This is a genomic window from Pseudaminobacter sp. Soil_N_29 (assembly GCF_057656055.1).
The window spans coordinates 61730-81708 of the sequence record NZ_JBDGLC010000002.1 but is presented as its reverse complement, the minus strand read 5'-3'; the positions used below and the strand labels follow the sequence as shown (position 1 = coordinate 81708).

Genomic DNA, 19979 nt, shown 5'->3' with positions numbered 1-19979 from the left:
CGCACAAACGCGCCTAAAACAAGAAGATAGGGCGGAGTAAGGCCATACGTCAAGATGGCCGCCGCTCTGGCGGCGATCAGGCCGGGCGCACCCCGTCCTTTTCCTGCTCGGCCCTCAGCTTGCGCGCAATCGGGCCGTATTGCTTCGACCAGGCAATGAAGGCCTCGAAAACCGGGCGCAGACCGTAGGCGGCCTCGGTGATCTCGTATTCGACGCGGGGCGGGCTTTCGTCGTAGGCCGTGCGCTTGACCAGCCCGTCCGCTTCCAGTTCGCGCAGCTGCACCGTCAGCATGTGCTGGGTGATGCCGGCAAGCGCCCGGCGCAATTCACCGAAGCGGTGGGTACGCTGTGCCAGCGCCCACATGATCTCGATCTTCCATTTGCCGGTCAAAGGCCGCATGGCTTCAAGAAAGGGCGTGTAGGGGTGCTGGACGTCGCCGGCCGGGCCTTGGTCGTCTTTGGCGTGCATGCTCATGTGGGGGGGCAAAAAAACGTTTCGGTTGAAAGTCGCCGGCCTGGTGTGCCGGCACGCGCGGGCAACGGAGCCGCGGTAGTGCCTCAATGGCTGTTTGCGCGGGCAAAATGAAGACCTCGGCTCGCGCTGGTCTCCGGTCTCCGGTAACGATTTTTTGAAGGGATCTACGGTTCCCTGAAGGAAGCGTGATTTCGCCACATCCGTCGCCGCCTGCCGCGAAAGCGGGCGCGACGATTCTGGATGTCGCTTTCCGGCGGCGAAGGGGCATTCGCCCCTTCGCCCGGCCCAGTTCTAGAGAGCCTTGGCGATCCTGGCCGCCAGGCGGGCGTTGTTTTCCACCAGCGCGATGTTGGTCTTGAGGCTGGCGCCATTGGTCAGCTCGAGGATACGGCCGAGCAGGAACGGCGTCACTGCCTTGCCGGAAATTCCCTGCGCCTCGGCGTCGCGCTGCGCGGCGTCGATGTAGCCGGCCATCGTCTCGGCCACGATCTCGTCGGCCGCCGGCACGGGGTTGGCCACCAGCATGCCGCCGCCGATCCCGAGCGCCTGGCGCGTGCGGAAGAAGCCGGCAATGTCGTCGGCCGCATCGAGGCGCAGCGGAGCGGCGTAAGGCGAGACCCGCGACCAGAAGGCCGGCATCACGTCCGAGCCGAAGGCGACGACCGGCACGCCGCGGGTTTCCAGCACTTCCAGCGTCTTCTCGATGTCGAGAATGGCCTTGGCGCCGGCCGAGACGACCACGACCGGCGTGCGCGCCAGCTCGTCGAGGTCGGCGGAGATGTCAAAGCTCTTTTCCGCGCCCTTGTGCACGCCGCCGATGCCGCCGGTGGCGAAAACCTTGATGCCGGCGAGATGCGCCGCGATCATGGTGCCGGCAACCGTCGTGCCGCCGGTGCGCCCTTGTGCCACCGCGAAGGCAAGGTCGGCGCGAGAAAGCTTCATGGTGCCGGTGGTCTTGGCCAGCGCCTCGCGCTCGGCGTCCGAAAGGCCGACCTTCAGCCGGTCGTCGATCACGGCGATGGTGGCCGGCACCGCGCCCTCGTCGCGGATGATCTTCTCGACATTGGCGGCCATCTCGCTGTTTTGCGGATAGGGCATGCCGTGGGTAATGATGGTGCTTTCCAGCGCCACCACCGGCTTGCCCGAGGCGAGCGCCTCGGCGACAGGCGCATGGATGTCGACGAAGGGACGGGCGGTTTCTGGCGTCATGGCATGTCTCCGTTCTTTGCGCCTTCATGCAATTCCTCGGCCTGCGGCACAAGGGACAGCACTGCGGCAAATTCCTGCGGGGGGAGGTCCGGCACGGACTTGTCGCTCTCTATCGCCAGCACGGCCGCCGCGACACCCTCGCGTAGCGCTTCGCGCAGCGGCAGGCCGCGCAGCATCGCCACCGTGGTCGCGCCCGCCAGTGCGTCGCCCGCCCCGGTCACGTCCACCACCTTGCCCGCCGGCGGCGGCGTGATGGAAAACAGTTCGTCGCCGTCGAAGCCGATCACCGCGCTTTCGCCGGCCGTGATGACGCCCCGGGCAAGGCCGCGATCGCGCAGGACCTTGATCGAAGCCGCGATGTCTTCGTCTACGGTTTCGGCAAGCGCCCGGGTTTCGCGGCGGTTCATGAACAGGCAGGCCAGGCCCGAAAGCAGGCCCTGCACGCGCACCACCTTGGCCGGCGACACTGCGATGACGAAGACCGGTTTGTCTTCTGCGACCGCCACCAGATCGCGCAGCGCCTCGGCCGGCAGGTTGGCGTCGCACAATATGGCGTCGACGCCGGCGACGGCCTCGCGCATCTTGGAGCGGCGCATCTGCTTGGGGAAGGCGAGTTCATAGAGCATCATGTCGGCGAAGCCGGTGATGACGTCGCCGTCGCGGTCGAGGATGGCCGTGTAGCTCGGCGTGGTTCGGTCGAGGAACACGGCGGAAAGGTCCTCCATGCCTTCCTCGGCGATTGCGCGGGCCACCATGTCGCCGGCCGCGTCGCCGCCGCGCACCGAAATCAGCGCCGCTGTTGCGCCTCGCCGGACGGCATTGCGCACCGCGTTGAAGACACCGCCGCCCAGGTCCTCGCGCATGATTCCCGGGTTCGAGGCGCCCGGCACATATACGCCGCTGACCTGGCCGCGCCGGTCCACATGGGCGCCGCCAACGGCCAGAATGCTGGGAGATCTCATGCTTGTGTCCTGTCGAAACGAGCTTGCCGAAGCGCCGCGGACCTTATGGCTTCTCCCGGCCATGGGCAATCGGCCGCGACGAATCGAGGAAATGGCGGCGAAACAGGGGCGGGAGTGCACCTTCCGCGCCTCGTGTCTCTTGTTCTTTCGGCCATGTACAAAAATAGAACAAAATTGGAATATCTTTCTTTGTCAGATAGTTAACCGCTCTTGTCAAACGTGAACAAAAAAGGTACAAATCTTTTCTCGAAAAGGACATTCCGGCCTTCATTGACGTCCGAGGGGTAATGTATCATGGCTCAGAATTCGTTGCGGCTTGTTGAGGACAAATCGGTGGACAAAACTAAGGCTCTGGATGCAGCGCTGTCGCAAATCGAGCGCGCCTTCGGCAAGGGCTCGATCATGCGTCTGGGCGCAAATGAGAAGAGCGTCGAGATCGAAACGGTTTCGACCGGCTCGCTCGGCCTCGACATTGCGCTCGGCGTCGGCGGTCTGCCGCGCGGCCGTATCGTCGAGATTTACGGCCCGGAAAGCTCGGGTAAGACCACGATGGCGCTGCACACCGTGGCAGAGGCACAGAAGAAGGGCGGTATCTGCGCCTTCGTCGACGCCGAACACGCGCTCGACCCCGTCTATGCCCGCAAGCTGGGCGTTGACCTGGAAAACCTCCTGATCTCGCAGCCCGATACGGGCGAGCAGGCGCTGGAAATCTGCGACACGCTGGTGCGCTCCGGCGCCATCGACGTGCTGGTGGTCGACTCGGTCGCGGCACTCACCCCGCGCGCCGAAATCGAAGGCGAGATGGGCGATTCCCTGCCCGGCCTGCAGGCCCGCCTGATGAGCCAGGCGCTGCGCAAGCTCACCGCGACCATCTCGCGTTCCAACACCATGGTGATCTTCATCAACCAGATCCGTATGAAGATCGGCGTGATGTTCGGTTCGCCGGAAACCACCACGGGCGGCAATGCGCTTAAGTTCTACGCATCGGTGCGCCTCGACATCCGCCGCATCGGCTCGGTGAAGGACCGCGACGAGGTCGTCGGCAACCAGACCCGCGTCAAGGTGGTGAAGAACAAGCTGGCGCCGCCCTTCAAGCAGGTCGAGTTCGACATCATGTATGGCGAGGGCGTGTCCAAGACCGGCGAGTTGATCGATCTCGGCGTCAAGGCCGGCGTGGTCGAGAAGTCGGGCGCCTGGTTCTCCTACAATTCGCAGCGCCTCGGCCAGGGCCGTGAGAACGCCAAGACGTTCCTGCGTGACAACCCCGATACGGCGCGCGAGATCGAGACGGTGCTGCGCCAGAACGCCGGCCTGATTGCCGAAAAGATGCTCGACCAGGGTAGCGAAGACGGTTTCGACGAGGCCGGCGAGGCTTAAAGCCTGCCGCAGTTCGAAAGGTTTGGCAGGCCGTCGGCGTTCGCGCCGGCGGCCTGTTTCGCGTTACGGGCTCGGTGTGTCCCGTCCGGCCCACCAGTGGCCGTGCTACAAGCAAACTCAGGGCTTTCGGCGTTCTGGACAGGGTAGAATGCGAAGGCTAAAAGGCCATGTTCATTTTCCGCCTCCGGCATGGGCGGATCTCTCGCAAAGGCAATGACATGAGCGGCGTAAACGAAATCCGGTCGACTTTCCTCGACTATTACCGGAAGAACGGTCACGAAGTGGTGCCATCGAGCCCGCTCGTGCCGCGCAACGACCCCACCCTCATGTTCGTCAATGCCGGCATGGTGCAGTTCAAGAACGTGTTCACGGGGCTTGAGACGCGCAACTATTCGCGCGCCGCGACCGCGCAAAAATGCGTGCGTGCCGGCGGCAAGCACAACGACCTCGATAATGTCGGCTACACCGCCCGCCACCACACTTTCTTTGAAATGCTCGGCAACTTCTCGTTCGGCGATTATTTCAAGGAACAGGCCATCGAGTTCGCCTGGAACCTGATCACGAAGGAGTTCGGCCTCGACCGCGAGCGCCTGCTGGTCACCGTCTACCACACCGACGACGAAGCTGCCGGCTTCTGGAAGAAGATCGCGGGCCTGCCCGAGCAGAAGATCATCCGCATCCCGACCAGCGACAATTTCTGGGCGATGGGTGATACCGGCCCCTGCGGCCCGTGCTCGGAAATCTTCTACGACCACGGCGAAGGCATTGCCGGTGGCCCTCCCGGCAGCCCGGATGAAGACGGCGACCGCTTCATCGAGATCTGGAACCTCGTCTTCATGCAGTTCGAGCAGGTGACGAAGGAAGAGCGCATCGCGCTGCCACGTCCGTCGATCGATACCGGCATGGGGCTGGAGCGCATCGCCGCGGTCCTGCAGGGCAAGCACGACAACTACGACATCGACCTGTTCCAGGCGCTGATCCGTGCCTCGGAAGAGGCGACCGGCGTCAAGGCCGAGGGCAAGAACCGCGCCAGCCACCGCGTGATCGCGGACCATTTGCGCGCGGCCAGCTTCCTGATCGCCGATGGCGTGCTGCCGTCCAATGAAGGGCGCGGCTATGTGCTGCGCCGCATTATGCGCCGCGCCATGCGCCATGCGCAGCTTCTTGGCGCCAGCGAGCCGCTGATGTGGCGTCTGGTGCCTGCGCTCGTGCGCGAAATGGGCCAGGCCTATCCCGAACTGGTGCGCGGTCAGCCGCTGATTACCGAAACGCTCAAGCTTGAGGAAACGCGTTTCCGCAAGACACTGGCGCGCGGCCTCAATTTGCTCTCCGATGCGACCGAAACGCTGGGCACCGGCGACCGTCTCGACGGCGAGACTGCCTTCAAGCTCTACGACACCTACGGTTTTCCGCTCGACCTCACGCAGGATGCGCTGCGCCAGCGCGGCATTTCCGTCGATACCGACGGCTTCAATGCTGCCATGGAGCGCCAGAAGGCCGAAGCGCGCGCCAACTGGGCGGGTTCCGGCGAAGCCGCAACAGAGGCGGTCTGGTTCGCCGTCAAGGACAAGGTCGGCGTCACCGAGTTCCTCGGCTACGAAACCGAGCAGGCCGAGGGCGTGGTCGCCGCGCTGGTGAAAAGCGGCGAGGAGGTCAGTTCCGTCCAGGCCGGCGAGATGGTCGATATCGTCGTCAACCAGACGCCGTTCTACGGCGAATCCGGCGGCCAGGTGGGCGACACCGGCACCATGTCGGGCGAAGGTTTTGCGCTCGAGATCACCGACACGCAGAAAAAGGGTGACGGCCTGTTCGTGCACAGCGGCAAGGTGGTCAAGGGCAGCGTCCTGGTCGGCGCGGCCGTGGAGATGAAGGTCGACCACGAGCGCCGCACCCGACTGCGCTCCAACCACTCTGCCACCCACCTGATTCACGAGGCGCTACGCGAGGTGCTGGGTACCCATGTCGCCCAGAAGGGTTCGCTGGTGGCGCCGGAGCGCTTGCGCTTCGACTTCTCGCATCCCAAGCCGATTTCGGCCGAGGAACTGGAGCGCATCGAGACCATGGCCAACGAGGTCGTGGTGCAGAACAGCCCGGTCACCACGCGCCTCATGAGCGTCGACGATGCCATTGCCGAGGGCGCCATGGCGCTGTTTGGCGAAAAATACGGCGACGAGGTACGCGTCGTGACGATGGGCACGGGCCTGGATGGCGACAAGGCCGGCAAGCCCTATTCGGTCGAGCTTTGCGGTGGCACCCATGTCAATGCCACCGGCGACATCGGCCTCGTGCGGCTCGTCTCGGAAGGCGCGGTGGCTGCGGGCGTGCGACGCATCGAGGCGCTGACCGGCGAGGCGGCCCGCCGCCATCTCGATGAGCAGGACCGTCGCCTGAAGGCGATTGCGGCGGCGCTCAAGGTGTCGCCCGCGGATGCGCAGGCCCGCGTCGAGGCGCTGGTCGAGGAACGCCGCAAGCTTGAGCGCGAACTCACCGAGGCGCGCAAGAAGCTGGCGCTCGGCGGCGGCGCGGCGGGCGGCGGCGCCGTGGCAGCGAACGAGACTGTTGCCGGCGTCGGCTTCATGGGCCGCATCGTTTCGGGTGTTTCGCCCAAGGACCTCAAGCCGCTGGCCGACGAGGGCAAGAAGTCGCTCGGCTCCGGCGTCGTGGTGTTTGTCGGCGCGGCCGATGACGGCAAGGCCAGCGTGGTTGTCGGCGTGACTGACGATCTCACCCAGCGCTTCAGCGCGGTCGACCTCGTGCGTGTCGCCTCTGCTGCGCTTGGCGGCCAGGGCGGCGGCGGCCGGCCGGACATGGCGCAGGCCGGCGGCCCCGATGCTGCCCGAGCCCAGGAGGCCATCGATGCCGTGAAGGCCTCGCTCCAGTAAGCCGTCAGTCCTTGCGCACCAGCGGACCGATCCTGTCGATGCGATCGGTCCATACGGCTCCGTCGAAGCGGTGAGGCAGCGTGCGCAGGGTGCGGGGTCAAACCGGATCGCCGGCAAGGCAGCCTACCTGCTTTCTGCCGCCGACGACCGTACGCTTGACGCGCATCAAGCCGCTGTCGCGGTTCAATGGGGCGACGCCGACCAGCTTGGCAATCTGCTCCCTGTCGATGCGGCCCAGTTCTGGCAGGCCGGCCGGCAAGAAGCACACGGTACGCAGGCCGATGCCCTCGGGCCTTTTTGTCGAACTCGGTATCCGCCGCACCTCAGGCCGTCATTCGTCGATGACATTGGCGCTGGTCGAGCAGGAAGTGCAAGCTCTCCTTGACCCAGCCTCTTGCCATGTCGGTCATCTTCTCCCGGCCGTTCTCTTCTTGCACGTGGGGCATTTCCGTAGCGCATGACGAGATCCTCCACGACAGCCTCACGGCCGGATTGCCGCGGCAGAGCGCGCATTTCCGTGCGCAGGCCGTGGTCGGCCGGGACGAAGGCGTCGATCTTGTCGTCTTGGAGAGTTGGCCGCAGGCCCTGGCGAACTGACTGGCCTGGTTGGCGTCACCCTGGCGACGGCATCCCGGTCGCCGGCAGTATAAGTCATAGGCTTGGCCCACCTTATACGCGAGCACCAGGCTCTCTCAACGGTTCGACGAAGCCTCTTGAGGCTGGAGCGTCATACTAAATACTCCGGCCGCACTCCGGCCTCACAATGAAAAAGCGCCCCGTGGGGCGCTTTTTCGCTAGGCTTCTTGCCGATCAGCGCTTGGCGATCGGCACGTAGTCGCGCTCCGGCGAGCCGGTATAGAGCTGGCGCGGACGGCCGATCCTCTGGCTCGGATCTTCGATCATTTCCTTCCACTGCGAGATCCAGCCCACGGTGCGCGCCACGGCGAACAGCACCGTGAACATGGTGGTGGGGAAGCCGAGGGCCTTCAGCGTAATGCCCGAGTAGAAGTCGATGTTCGGGTAGAGCTTCTTTTCGATGAAATATTCGTCGGTAAGCGCGATCTTCTCAAGCTCCATCGCAACGTCGAGCAGCGGATCGTCCTTGATGCCGAGCTCGCCCAGAACCTCATGCGTGGTCTTCTGCATGATCTTGGCGCGCGGGTCGTAGTTCTTGTAGACGCGGTGGCCGAAGCCCATCAGGCGGAACGGATCGTTCTTGTCCTTGGCGCGATCGATGAATTCCGGAATGCGGTCGACCGTGCCGATCTCGGCCAGCATGTTCAGCGCCGCTTCATTGGCGCCGCCATGCGCTGGGCCCCACAGGCAGGCGATGCCGGCAGCAATGCACGCAAACGGATTGGCGCCCGACGAGCCGGCCAGGCGAACCGTCGAGGTAGAGGCGTTCTGTTCGTGGTCGGCGTGCAGAATGAAGATGCGCTCCATGGCGCGGGCGAGCACCGGGTTGACCTTGTATTCCTCGCACGGCACCGCAAAGCACATATGCAGGAAGTTGGCGGCGAAGTTCAGCTCGTTCTTCGGGTAAACGAAGGGCTGGCCGATATGGTACTTGTAGGCCATCGCCGCAATCGTCGGCATCTTGGCGATCAGGCGGATCGAGGCGACCATGCGCTGGTGCGGATCCGAAATGTCGGTCGAGTCGTGGTAGAAGGCCGACAGCGCGCCGACCACGCCGCACATCACCGCCATAGGGTGCGCGTCGCGGCGGAAGCCGGTGAAGAAGCGCGACATCTGCTCGTGCACCATGGTGTGGCGCGTCACGCGATAGTCGAAGTCGTCCTTCTGGGCCTTGGTGGGCAGCTCGCCATAGAGCAGCAGGTAGCAGACTTCCAGGAAGTCGCCATGCTCGGCAAGCTGGTCGATCGGATAGCCGCGGTGCAGCAGCACGCCGGCGTCGCCATCGATATAGGTGATCTCCGACTCGCAGCTGGCGGTCGAAGTGAAGCCCGGATCGTAGGTGAAGGCCCCGGTTTCCTTGTACAGCGCGCCAATATCGATCACCGATGGGCCGACAGAGCCACTTCGCACTTTGAATTCGTGGGTCTTGCCACCAAATTCTAGTTTGGCTGTCGAGTCGGTCATCGCAAACTTCCTTTTCTATTCGGCGAACGGCGTCACCCGCGAAAAATGCCGTTTTTCCGGCATTCGAAATGCGGGTTTTTGCTAACGCATTTCCGGGGGCGTGCCAAGTTCGGCAACGGAGATATGTTGCACCGCAGCAGGCATGTTGCAACGCCAATCCGCGGTGCGACCGCAACGTTAATCGATTTGATCGGCGATGCGCGCCAGGCTTTCCTCGCGACCCAGCACAGCCAGCACGTCGAATACGCCCGGTGAAGTGCTTTTCCCCGTCAGCGCTGCGCGCAACGGCTGGGCAACGCCGCCAAGCTTGAGCTCCTTGGCGCTGGCGAATTCGCGAATCGCCGCCTCGGTCGAGGCTGCGGTCCAGTCCGCGCCAACACCTGCCAGGGCCGCGTGCGCACCGCGCAGGATCTCACGCTGCTGCTCGCCCAGAAGCGCGGCAGCCTTCTCGTCCAGCGGCAGCGGGCGCTGAGCAAACAGGAAGGCTGCCCCATCCGCGAGTTCCAGCAGCGTCTTGGCGCGTTCCTTGAGGCCGGGCATGGCGGCCAGAAGTTGCGCCTTGCGAGCGTCATTCAGCCCGGCGCGGATCGCCTCCGCGTTCTCCAGATGGGGCAGCGTGTCGATGAAGATGTCGAGCAGTTCCGCGTCGTCCATCTTGCGCATATAGATGCCGTTCAGCGCCTCGAGCTTCTGGAAGTCGAAACGCGCTGCACCCTTGTTGACGTCGACGATGTCGAACCAGCGGATCATGTCCTCCATCGCCATCACTTCGTCGTCGCCATGGCTCCAGCCGAGGCGCGCGAGATAGTTCAACAGCGCCGCCTGCAGGTAACCCATGGAACGATAGGCTTCGACGCCGAGCGCGCCGTGCCGCTTGGAAAGTTTTGCCCCGTCCGAGCCATGGATCAGCGGGATGTGCGCCATCTGCGGCACGTCCCAGCCCATGGCGTTGTAGATGACGGTCTGACGTGCGGCGTTGGTCAGGTGGTCGTCGCCGCGGATGATGTGGGTGACGCCCATATCATGGTCGTCCACCACCACCGCATGCATGTAGGTGGGGTTGCCGTCCGAGCGCAGGATGATGAAGTCGTCGAGGTCCTTGTTGGGGAAGCGGACCTGTCCCTGCACGCTGTCATTCACCACCGTCTCGCCCTCGGCGGGCGCCTTGATACGGATGGCGGGCTTCACGCCGGCGGGTGCCTCGGAAGGGTCGCGGTCGCGCCAGCGGCCATCATAGCGCGGCGGCCGGCCCTCGGCACGGGCCTTTTCACGCATCTCGTTGAGCTCTTCGGGCGTGGCATAGCAGTAATAGGCCTTGCCCGTGCGCACCAGCTCTTCGGCCACTTCGCGGTGCCGCGGGGCGCGCTCGAACTGCGACACCGGCTCGCCTTCCCAGGTCAGGCCGAGCCAGGTGAGCCCGTCGAGGATAGCGGCGGTCGCCGCGTCTGTGGAGCGTTCGCGGTCGGTGTCCTCGATGCGCAGCAGCATCTTGCCGCCGGTGTGGCGCGCGTAGAGCCAGTTGAACAGCGCCGTGCGGGCGCCGCCGATATGCAGATAGCCGGTGGGCGAGGGGGCGAAACGTGTGATGACTGTGTCGGACATGAGGGTTCCAGAAGGAAGGATCAGGCTGGCCGGAGCCGCAAGGGCAGGCGCATGGCAATTTGATAGCGTTCATGTAGCATAGAGGGTCAGTGGCGCAAGGGGCAGGCTGGCCGGCAGTGCGAAGCGCTGTGCGGGCGGCCGCGCTCTCGGGCAGGGGGAGCCGGGGCAGTGCGTGCACCACCAAGGGGGGATGTGAGCGAGCGCGAGCTGTTCACCGGCGGGCCGGAAGGCCTGACGCTGCTGCAACCGCCCGCGTTGCCGAACACAGCGGACCCACCGCGCCCGGCCCCGCAGCCGCCGCCACGAGTCGCGACGCTGCGCGCAGCCGCGCGCCAGACGCTGACGGCAGTTGTCGATCCCATCAAGCGGGGCCATCGCAACGGGGAGCTGGCTGCCGCCTTTGCAACGGAGCTCGATCGGGGCACGCCGTTTCTATTCATGCCCGTCCTGCTTGGCGCGGGCGCCATCATCTATTTCCGGCTCCCTTCCGAACCGGACTTCCAACCGCTCCTCGGCGGGGTTGCGCTTACGGTCGCCCTTGCGGCGCTGGTGCCGGCGCGGCGTCAGGCTGTGCGGCTTGTGCTCATTGCCGTTCTGGTCTGCCTTTCGGGCATGGCGCTGGCGAAGCTGGAGACCTGGCGGGCCGGAACCGCCATGCTGGGCGGTGAAATCTCCACGCGCCTCACTGCGCGGGTCGCGGCGATAGAGCAAATGGCCAATGGCCGTGCGCGGCTGACAATGGATGTTCTGGCCACTGCGCGGCCCACGCTGCGCTACGCGCCGCAGCGCGTGCGGCTGACCGCCCGCCGCGTCCCGCCCGGCACCATCGTCGGCTCGCAGATCGAAGGTGCGGTCACGCTGATGCCGCCTTCCGGGCCGGTCCGGCCGGACAGCTACGACTTTTCCTTTACCAGCTATTTCGACGGCATCGGCGCCAGCGGCTTTTTCCTGCGCGGTCCCGATCTGGTCGAAGGCGCGCCGCAGCCGTTGTTGCGGACCAGGCTTTCCAACAGCCTGGAAAATGTCCGCAACGCCATCGCCGCGCGCATTCGCGGCCACATAGGCGGCCCTGAGGGCGAAATCGCCGCCGCCCTGGTGGTGGGCATTCGCGCCGGCATTCCGGAAGACATCAACGAGGCGATGCGCCGGACCGGCATCTACCACATCATCTCGATTTCAGGCCTGCACATGGCGCTGGTGGCCGGCACCGTGATGAGCGCGCTGCGAGTGGCTTTCGCGGCTTTTCCCGGCTTCGCCTCGAGGCGGCCGGTCAAGAAATACGCGGCCGGAGCAGCGCTCGCCGCAATTGCCGGCTATGTGTTCCTGTCCGGTGGCGACGTGGCGGCGCAGCGCAGCTTCCTTATGCTGGCGGTGATGCTCACAGCCCTGCTTTTTGACCGCGGCGCGCTCACCACGCGCAATCTCGCCATCTCGGCGCTCGTCATCATGGCCGTATCACCGCATGAGGTGGTGGGCCCAAGCTTCCAGATGTCGTTTGCGGCAACCGCGGCGCTGGTGAGCGCCTATGCGATATGGGCTGAACGCCGGAATGTGAAGAAGCGGGCGCCGCCGGCCCAGCCCAGATCGCTCATTGGGCGCGGAATTGCCAAGGCCTTCGGCGCCGTGGGCGCGCTTGCCATCACATCCGTTGTGGCGGGCGTCGCGACGACTGCTTTCGGCGTCTATCACTTCCAGCGTGTCTCGCCGCTTAGCCTGCTTGCCAATCTGGCCGTGATGCCCAGCGTTTCTATACTCGTCATGCCGTTCGCCGTCGCCGGCTCGCTGGCAATGCCGATCGGGCTGGACGCGCCGTTTTTCTACGTGATGGGGAAGGGCCTGTCGCTTATGATCGCAGTGTCGATCTGGATATCAGAGCGCTCCCCGATCGACGCGGTCGGGCTCATCTCGGCGCAGTCGCTGGTGCTGCTGACAGTCGCGCTGGTGTTTGCCTGCATGGCCTCGACCTGGCTGCGGCTGCTCGCGGTGCCGGCTGCACTTGCCGGCGCGCTGACGCTCACCGATGTTCGCACGCCCGACGTTTTCGTTTCCGAAGACGGACGGCTCGTGGCCGTGCCGCTTGGCGGTGGAAAACTCGCCGTCAACAGGACAAGGCCGAACGCTTTTACCGTTGAAAACTGGAAACGGGCAGTACGTAGCGAGGAACTCGTTGGCCCAGTCGACACCACTTCGAAGAGAAGCGCCGGCAAGGGAAGGTCGCGCACTGCGCAGAAGCTGAGCAGCCAGGCTGCAGTTACGGATCGCGAAATTTCAGGCGCGGAAGTCGAAGGCGAGGGCATTGCGCCGCCGAAAATCCGAACGCAGCCGCCGGCGCTACCAAAAGCCGAAACGGGGCAAGATGAAGCGCCAAGCTCGGGCTTCGACTGCCACGACAGCCTCTGCGTTGCCGTGCATCCCTCCGGCGCGATTGTAGTTCACGCGGCAAACCCGGCAATCGCGCGTCCCGCCTGCGAATATGCCGCCGTGATTGTCGTCGACGACGCCACCGCCAAAAACATCTGTCGGCGTGAGGGGGCGCTGGTCCTCACCAAGCGCGATCTGGCGAAACTCGGCAGTGCCGTCGTCTATCTTGGTAGCGGCGAGGTGGGCAGCGAAAGCGCGGAAGTCCACTACGCGGTGGGCGAGCCCTATCGGCCGTGGCATGCCCATCGCCAGTTTTCGCGCGAGGCGCGAGGTTTGGCGCCCTACGTCAAAAAGTCGGAGACCCAGTCAGCCGAAGCGCGTGGGTCATCCCAGGACGCACAAATACAACGACCGCGCGCCTCCGAAGACTGAGTTGAGCTCCTTGCTCACCCGACACTCCGCCCGGTTCAATAGCGCCGAATCAGCCCAACCAGCCTGCCCTGCACCTTCACCCGGTCGGGCCCGAAAATGCGCGTCTCATAAGCCGGGTTCGCAGCCTCGAGCGCGATCGAGGCCCCCTTGCGACGGAAGCGCTTCAAGGTCGCTTCCTCGTCGTCCACCAGTGCCACCACGATCTCGCCGGGATTGGCCGTATTGGCGTTGCGGATGATGACCGTATCGCCATCGAAAATGCCGGCCTCGATCATGGAGTCGCCCTTGACCTCGAGCGCATAGTGCTCGCCACCGGAAATCATCTCTGGCGGCACCGTGATGGAATGGGTCTTGTGCTGGATTGCGTCGATGGGCACGCCGGCGGCAATGCGGCCCATAACCGGGATCGAGATCGCCGTCCCGGATTCGTCGTTGCTGGCCAGAGGCGCGCGAGCCGGCTCCGGGGCGGCGCGGCGGCCGAGGCTACCTTCAATCACACTGGGCGAGAACCTGGTGCGAGGCGTGAGGCCGGGGGCAATGGAATCGGGCAGGCGCAGCACTTCAAGCGCGCGCGCCCGGTTGGGCAGCCGGCGAATAAAGCCGCGCTCTTCCAGTGCGGTGATCAGCCGGTGGATGCCGGATTTGGAAGCAAGGTCCAGCGCGTCCTTCATTTCGTCAAAGGAAGGCGGTATGCCGGATTCCTTCAGCCGCTCGTGAATGAAGAGAAGCAACTCGTGTTGTTTGCGCGTCAGCATGGCCAGCCCCCCCGGGGAGAATCGACCCCCAAAACAAAACCAGAACAAACACTATCTGTTCCAGTTGTGTTCTGCAACTGTTTAAATTTCCATGAAGACGCGCAAATCGGTTGCCGGCTGAGATATTGGCGTGCTCCGCTCCACCTTTGCCACCTTGCTGCAGCAAAGCGGCGCAAGAGGTTGGTTCCGCGCAATTTCCGCCTTTTGCGCACCAAGCCTCAATCGCGCCGCGACCGGCTTCCGGAGGGCGGCATCCATTGCGGTGTAGACCGTGGGAAGCCGCGCGCAGTCAGCGTAGCTTCAGAATCGTGCAAGGGGCGCCGGCCGGCGCTGCCGGGGCGAAGGGATCGCGAATGATCAGCGCATTGGCTTCCGCGAATGTCCTCAGCATGGACGAATCCTGCACTTCGAAGGGCGTCGCCACCGGGCCGTCATGCCCTTCTCGCAACACCGCCCGCACAAAGTCCTGCCGGCGGCCGTTCGCCGCCATCGGCTTGCCGAGAACGGCCTGGCGCAGATCGGGCTCGTAGGAACGGCCGGCAAGTCGCGACAGAAGCGGCTTCAGGAACAGATGCGAGCACACAAGGCTGGCGACGGGATTGCCGGGCAGCCCCAGGAAGCGCGTGCGGCCGCGGCGGCCGAACATCAGCGGCTTGCCGGGGCGCATGGCAATCTTCCAGAAGTCCAGCACCATGCCCTCGCTCGCCAGCGCCTCATGGGTAAGGTCGTGGTCGCCCACGGAAGCCCCGCCAAGCATGACCACCACATCGGCGCCGTGGTCCAGCGCCTGCCTGATGCGCGCGGCGATTGCCGGGCGGCTGTCGGGGACGATGCCCAGATCGAGCACCCGCGCGCCCACGGAAGTGGCGATTGCCGCCACGCCGAAGGCGTTGGATGCCACGATCTGGTCGGGCCCAAGCTCGCTGCCAGGCGGCAGCAGTTCGTCGCCGGTGGCGATGATGGCGAGCAGTGGCCGTTTCACGACGTCGAGGCGAGGGTGGTTTGCCGACGCCACCAGCGAAAGCGCGCCGGCATCCAGCTCGCGGCCCTTTTCCAGGAGCAGGTCGCCGGTGACGAAATCCAGTCCCTTGCGGCGGATGTGCCGCCCTGCGGCTACGGTTTCCAGAACTTCGACCGTGTCCTGGCCCAGCTTACGCGCGTTTTCCTGGATCACGATGGTGTCGGCGCCCTCCGGCACCGGCGCACCGGTGAAGATGCGCACCGCCTGGTCGGGTCCGATCGGGCCGTTGAATCGCCGGCCAGCCGGGGCCTCGCCGATGATCTGGAGCGTGACGGGCACTGTCTCCACGTCCTGGGCGCGCACCGCGTAGCCGTCCATGGCCGCCGCATCGAAAGGAGGCTGCGTTCTCAGCGCGCGCACGTCTTCGGCAAGTATGCGGCCCGCAGCCTCCGCCAGCGGCACGGCTTCGGGCTCGCAGGCAACCGCCCCTTGCAGAAGCCGCTCGAGCGCGTCCTTCACCGGCAGCAGCGACATCGTCAGCTATCCGCCCGGTAGTCGCCGGATTTTCCGCCGGATTTCTCCAAAAGCCTGATGCCGGAAATCACCATGCCGCGGTCCACCGCCTTGGCCATGTCGTAGATGGTCAGGCAGGCCACCGAGGCGGCGGTCAACGCTTCCATTTCGACGCCCGTCTTGCCGGTCACCCGAGCCAGCGCGGTCACGCGCAGGCCGGGCAGCGCTTCGTCGGGCTCGATGTCCACCGAAACCTTGGTCAGCAGCAGCGGATGGCATAGCGGAATCAGTTCATGCGTGCGTTTGGCGGCCATTATGCCGGCCAGCCGCGCGGTGCCCAGTACGTCGCCCTTCTTGGCATCGCCGGCGCGGATCATGCGCAATGTCTCGGGCAGCATGGTCACGATGCCTTCGGCAACCGCCGTGCGTTCGGTTTCCGCCTTGGCGCCGACATCGACCATGTGCGCCTGGCCATCGGCGCCGAGATGGGTAAGGGCAGGCTTGCTCGTCATAGCCTAGACTAACCGTTCACGGCGCGGGCTGCTTCGGCGCCCGTCAGCAGCCGCCGGGTGGCCTCGGCCACGTCGGCCTGCCGCATCAGGCTTTCGCCCACCAGGAAGGTGCCGATGCCGCAACGCTCCAGGCGCCGGCAGTCGTCATGGGTGAAGATGCCGCTTTCGCCGACAAGCAGCTTGTTGCCCGGAACAAGCTTCGAAAGCCTTTCGGAGGTCTCGAGGCTGACCTCGAAGGTGCGCAGGTTGCGGTTGTTGATGCCGATCAGCGGCGAGGCGAGTTTCAGCGCGCGCTCGGCCTCGGCCTCGTCATGAACTTCCAACAGCACGTCCATGCCCAGATGGTGTGCGGTGTCCTCGAGCGCCTTGGCTTCGTCGTCGTTCAGGCTGGCCATGATGACGAGTATGGCATCGGCGCCCCAGGCGCGCGCTTCGTAAACCTGATAGGGCTCGAACATGAAGTCCTTGCGCAGAGCCGGCAGGTTGCAGGCGGCGCGCGCTTCGGTCAAAAATTCAGGCGCCCCCTGGAAGGAGGGCGTGTCGGTCAGCACCGACAGGCACGCCGCCCCGCCCGCTTCATAGGCGCGGGCAAGCGCCGGCGGATCGAAATCCGGACGGATCAGCCCCTTGGAAGGGCTGGCCTTCTTGATCTCGGCAATCAGCGCGAACTCGCCGCTGGCGCGCTTGGCCTTCAACGCGGCCAGAAAGCCGCGCGGCGGCTCGGCATCGCGCATGCGCGCCTTCAGTTCCACCAGCGGCAGGCGTGCCTTCGCAGCGGCGATCTCCTCGCGCTTGTAGGCCTCGATCTTCGCAAGAATGTCCGACATCGCTTATCCGTTGGAAACTTTCACCAGCGCCTCGAGAACGCCCAGCGCGCGGCCGTTGTCGATCGCAGCGGCGGCGGTGGCCACGCCTTCCTTCAGGCTTGCCGCCCTGCCGGCAACGACCAGGCCGGCGCCGGCATTCATCAGCACCGTCTCGCGATAGGCGCCGTTCACGCCCGAAAGAACGCCGCGCAACGCATTGGCGTTGAAGGCCGCATCGCCGCCGCGCAGTTCTTCCTTGGTGTGGCGGCTCAAGCCCACCTGCTCGGGGCTCAGCACGAAGCTGCGCAGTTCCCCGCCAACCACTTCCGTCACATCCGTTTCGCCAGTGGTGGTGATCTCGTCATAGCCGTCGCCATGCACGACCCAGACGTGGTCCGCGCCAAGGGTCTTCAGCGTCTCGGCCACGGGCACCACCCACTGAGGCGAGAACACGCCCACCATCTGGCGCGTCACGCCGGCCGGATTGGAGAGGGGGCCGATGATGTTGAAGATAGTACGCGTGCCGAGCTCTACCCGCGTCGGGCCGACATGGCGCATCGCCGGGTGGTGCGCCGGCGCGAACATGAAGCCGACGCCGGCCTCGCGCACGCATTCGCCGATCTGCTCCGGCGTCAGGTCGATCTTGACCCCCAGCGCCATCAGCACGTCGGCCGCACCGGTCTGCGAGGAAAGGCCGCGATTGCCATGCTTGGCCACCGGCACGCCGGCGCCCGCAATCACGAAGGCCGAGGCGGTCGAAATGTTGACGCTGTGCGACCCGTCGCCGCCGGTGCCCACGATGTCGACGGCGCCGGCAGGTGCGTCCACGCGCAGCATCTTCTCGCGCATCGTCGCTACCGCGCCGGAGATTTCGTCCACGGTTTCGCCGCGAACTCTCAGCGCCATCAGGAAGCCGCCGATCTGGCCCGGCGTAGCGTCGCCGGACATGATGATGTCGAACGCCTCCTTCGCCTCCTCGAAGGAGAGGGGGGCGCCCGTGGCGATCTTGGCGAGATGTGGTTTCAGCGTGCTCATCGTCAGAAGGCCAGTGCCTGAGTGATCGCGTTCTGGTTGATCTGCACTGGGTACTGCGTCTGCAGCTTGGCCACCAGTTCGTCCAGCAGGTCGTCGGCAATGCCCCTTGCAACGACCTTCCGGTCTTCTTCCGGAACCGAATGGGCATCGGCACCGGCCGGCTCCACCACATCCGTCACCTTGAACAGGATCTGTGCATCCCCCGTGGGCGAAGCGAACAGGCCCACGCCATTCTGCCCGACGCTGAACACGACGCCGACGCCCGCGCGTCCGAAGTCGCCATCATCGGCTTCGCGCTTCAGGCCGCGCTTGGTCTGCTTCTCCTGCGACAGCTCGGAAGCCAGCGTCTCCATGGGGGTGCCGTCCTTGAGGCGCTTGCGCAGTTCCTCTCCCTTTTCGGCCAGACGCTTCTCTGTCTCGATCTTGGTCCAGTCGGCCACGACCTTCTCGCGCACTTCGTCCAGCGTGCGGTCGCGGGCGGGGGTCACGTCTTCCAGTTCATAGAACACGTAGCCGGCCGAGCCGATGTTCAGGGGCGGGTTGTCGGCGCCGACATCGGCCTGGAACACGGCCTGCAGCAGTTCACGCGGCTGCGGCAGGGAATCCACCGCCGTGCCGTCCGGGCGCTGGCCGGCGCGGTCGATGTCGACGGTCACCAGCTTCAGATGCGTTTTGTTCGCCGCTTCCGCCATGGAATCGCCGGCAGCGCGCGCGTCCTCGAAGTTGTCGTGCACTTCCAGCAGCAGCCGGTTGGCATCGACCAGGGCAAGGTGCTTGCGGATCTCGCCCGCCACCTCGTCGAGCGGCTTCACCACCTCGGGCTTGATTTCCGTCACGCGCAGCAGCACCGGGCCGAACTGGCCCTGCACCACGGGGCTCACCTCGTTGGCAGCCAGCGAGAAGGCAGCTTCGGCAACAGCCTTGTCCGGGATCCTGTCCTTCGGCAGCGTGCCGAGCAGCACGTCGGTTTCCGTCTTGCCTTCCGCCGCCATGATCTTCTCGAAGGTGGCTCCGCCCTTGATCGAATCGAGCGCCGCGTTGGCCGCCTCGGGCGACTTGAAGACGATCTGCTCGATCGTGCGCGTCTCCGGCGTGGTGTAGTGCGCCTTGTTCTTCTCGTAATCCTCGCGAACCTGCTCGTCGGAGATCGACTTCTCGTCGGCAATGTCGGCCGGCTCGAGCTTCACGTAGGAAAACTTGCGGAATTCAGGAGCCGCATAGTTCTTCTTGTTGTCCTCGAACCACGCCTTGAGCACCTCGTCGGAGGGCGCGGCGACTGGCTCGACCAGCGACTTGGGCAGGACCACATAGTCCACGGTGCGATCTTCACCGCGATAAAGCGCAACCGCGCGCAGGAACGTATCGGGCGCCCGGAGCCCGTCGGAAACCGCCTCGATGATCTGCTGGCGGACGGCAACCTGCGAGCGATTGGCGAAATAGTCGTCGGGCCGCATCCCGATCTGGCGCAGCACATAGTCGAACTGCTGGCGGTTGAAGCGGCCATCCGGGCCCTGGAAGGCGGGGTCCTCGGCGGTCAGCGCGGCGAGGCGATCCTTGGAAAGGCCAAGCCCCATCTTGCGGGCCTGTTCGTCGAGCAGGGCACCGGCCACAAGCTGCGCCAGCACCTGGTTCTCCAGGCCGAACGCCTTCATCTGCTCGCGCGTCAGGCGCTGGCCGAATTGCTGCGACATCAGGTTGGCCTGACGGTCATAGGCCAGGCGGAACTCGTTGATCGAAACCGACGTGCCGCCGGCGGTCAGCACCTTGTTGCCGCCGTGGCCCTCCATCATCTTGCCGGTGATGCCCCAGATGGCGAAGCTCAGGACCAACATGAGAAGCAGCAGCTTCGCAACCCAGGTTCCAGCGGCATTTCGCAAGCTATTGAGCATCTATCACTTCCGGTCTTGGCGCATACGGGCGCGGTTTCGCGTCTGAATGAACGGCAATAGCGCCGTTCAGGGCCAGTGTCGATTGCTTTGTGGCCTGATTTTGGTACT

The 19979-nt window shown here is 65.1% G+C and carries 14 protein-coding genes and 1 pseudogene; 3 read left to right on the top strand and 12 right to left on the bottom strand.

The window, feature by feature from the left end; translation table 11 throughout:
* Window positions 1-76: 76 nt before the first annotated feature.
* The 3 genes from AC3A4H_RS06395 to AC3A4H_RS06385 form a co-directional block, all read right to left on the bottom strand.
* Entirely contained in the window at window positions 77-400 is a 324-nt protein-coding gene (locus tag AC3A4H_RS06395; RefSeq protein ID WP_487766339.1) for a winged helix-turn-helix transcriptional regulator, read from the bottom strand.
* Between the two features lie 366 nt (window positions 401-766).
* A complete protein-coding gene (locus AC3A4H_RS06390) occupies window positions 767-1684 on the bottom strand; it encodes a pseudouridine-5'-phosphate glycosidase (RefSeq protein ID WP_487765957.1) in 918 nt (305 codons plus the stop codon).
* A complete protein-coding gene (locus AC3A4H_RS06385; RefSeq protein ID WP_487765956.1) occupies window positions 1681-2646 on the bottom strand; it encodes a carbohydrate kinase family protein in 966 nt (321 codons plus the stop codon). The genes AC3A4H_RS06390 and AC3A4H_RS06385 overlap by 4 nt, the downstream gene beginning before the upstream one ends.
* A 294-nt stretch (window positions 2647-2940) precedes the next feature.
* On the opposite strand from AC3A4H_RS06385, the gene recA reads away from it, so the two are divergent.
* Window positions 2941-4023, top strand: coding sequence for a recombinase RecA (gene recA, locus AC3A4H_RS06380; protein WP_487765955.1), 1083 nt, complete (start codon window positions 2941-2943; stop codon window positions 4021-4023).
* A gap of 218 nt (window positions 4024-4241) precedes the next feature.
* Window positions 4242-6905, top strand: a complete 2664-nt coding sequence (gene alaS / locus AC3A4H_RS06375) for an alanine--tRNA ligase (RefSeq protein WP_487765954.1) — start codon at window positions 4242-4244, stop codon at window positions 6903-6905.
* A gap of 90 nt (window positions 6906-6995) precedes the next feature.
* Here the strand turns inward: alaS and AC3A4H_RS06370 are convergent.
* The 3 genes and pseudogenes from AC3A4H_RS06370 to gltX all read right to left on the bottom strand — a co-directional run.
* A pseudogene (locus AC3A4H_RS06370) lies at window positions 6996-7519 on the bottom strand (transposase); the annotation flags it as partial.
* Between the two features lie 196 nt (window positions 7520-7715).
* A complete protein-coding gene (gltA, locus tag AC3A4H_RS06365; RefSeq protein WP_348776936.1) occupies window positions 7716-9005 on the bottom strand; it encodes a citrate synthase in 1290 nt (429 codons plus the stop codon).
* A 177-nt stretch (window positions 9006-9182) separates the two neighbouring features.
* A complete protein-coding gene (gene gltX, locus AC3A4H_RS06360) occupies window positions 9183-10607 on the bottom strand; it encodes a glutamate--tRNA ligase (protein ID WP_487765953.1) in 1425 nt (474 codons plus the stop codon).
* Window positions 10608-10775: 168 nt separating this feature from the next.
* On the opposite strand from gltX, the gene AC3A4H_RS06355 reads away from it, so the two are divergent.
* A complete protein-coding gene (locus AC3A4H_RS06355; protein WP_487765952.1) occupies window positions 10776-13400 on the top strand; it encodes a ComEC/Rec2 family competence protein in 2625 nt (874 codons plus the stop codon).
* Window positions 13401-13435: 35 nt separating this feature from the next.
* Here the strand turns inward: AC3A4H_RS06355 and lexA are convergent, their stop codons facing one another.
* The 6 genes from lexA to AC3A4H_RS06325 form a co-directional block, all read right to left on the bottom strand.
* Window positions 13436-14155 (bottom strand): transcriptional repressor LexA, encoded by a 720-nt coding sequence (gene lexA, locus AC3A4H_RS06350; protein WP_348777702.1) that lies wholly within the window; start codon window positions 14153-14155, stop codon window positions 13436-13438.
* Window positions 14156-14444: 289 nt separating this feature from the next.
* The gene (locus AC3A4H_RS06345) at window positions 14445-15650 is read right to left on the bottom strand and encodes a molybdopterin molybdotransferase MoeA (protein ID WP_487765951.1); all 1206 of its coding nucleotides are present in this window, start codon (window positions 15648-15650) and stop codon (window positions 14445-14447) included.
* A gap of 2 nt (window positions 15651-15652) precedes the next feature.
* Window positions 15653-16141, bottom strand: coding sequence for a cyclic pyranopterin monophosphate synthase MoaC (moaC, locus tag AC3A4H_RS06340; RefSeq protein ID WP_487765950.1), 489 nt, complete (start codon window positions 16139-16141; stop codon window positions 15653-15655).
* A gap of 8 nt (window positions 16142-16149) precedes the next feature.
* A complete protein-coding gene (trpC, locus tag AC3A4H_RS06335; protein WP_487765949.1) occupies window positions 16150-16968 on the bottom strand; it encodes an indole-3-glycerol phosphate synthase TrpC in 819 nt (272 codons plus the stop codon).
* 3 nt (window positions 16969-16971) lie between these two features.
* On the bottom strand, window positions 16972-17982 hold the full coding sequence (gene trpD, locus AC3A4H_RS06330) for an anthranilate phosphoribosyltransferase (protein WP_487765948.1): 1011 nt from the start codon (window positions 17980-17982) through the stop codon (window positions 16972-16974).
* A 2-nt stretch (window positions 17983-17984) separates the two neighbouring features.
* Window positions 17985-19871 (bottom strand): SurA N-terminal domain-containing protein, encoded by a 1887-nt coding sequence (locus AC3A4H_RS06325; protein ID WP_487765947.1) that lies wholly within the window; start codon window positions 19869-19871, stop codon window positions 17985-17987.
* Window positions 19872-19979: the final 108 nt, after the last annotated feature.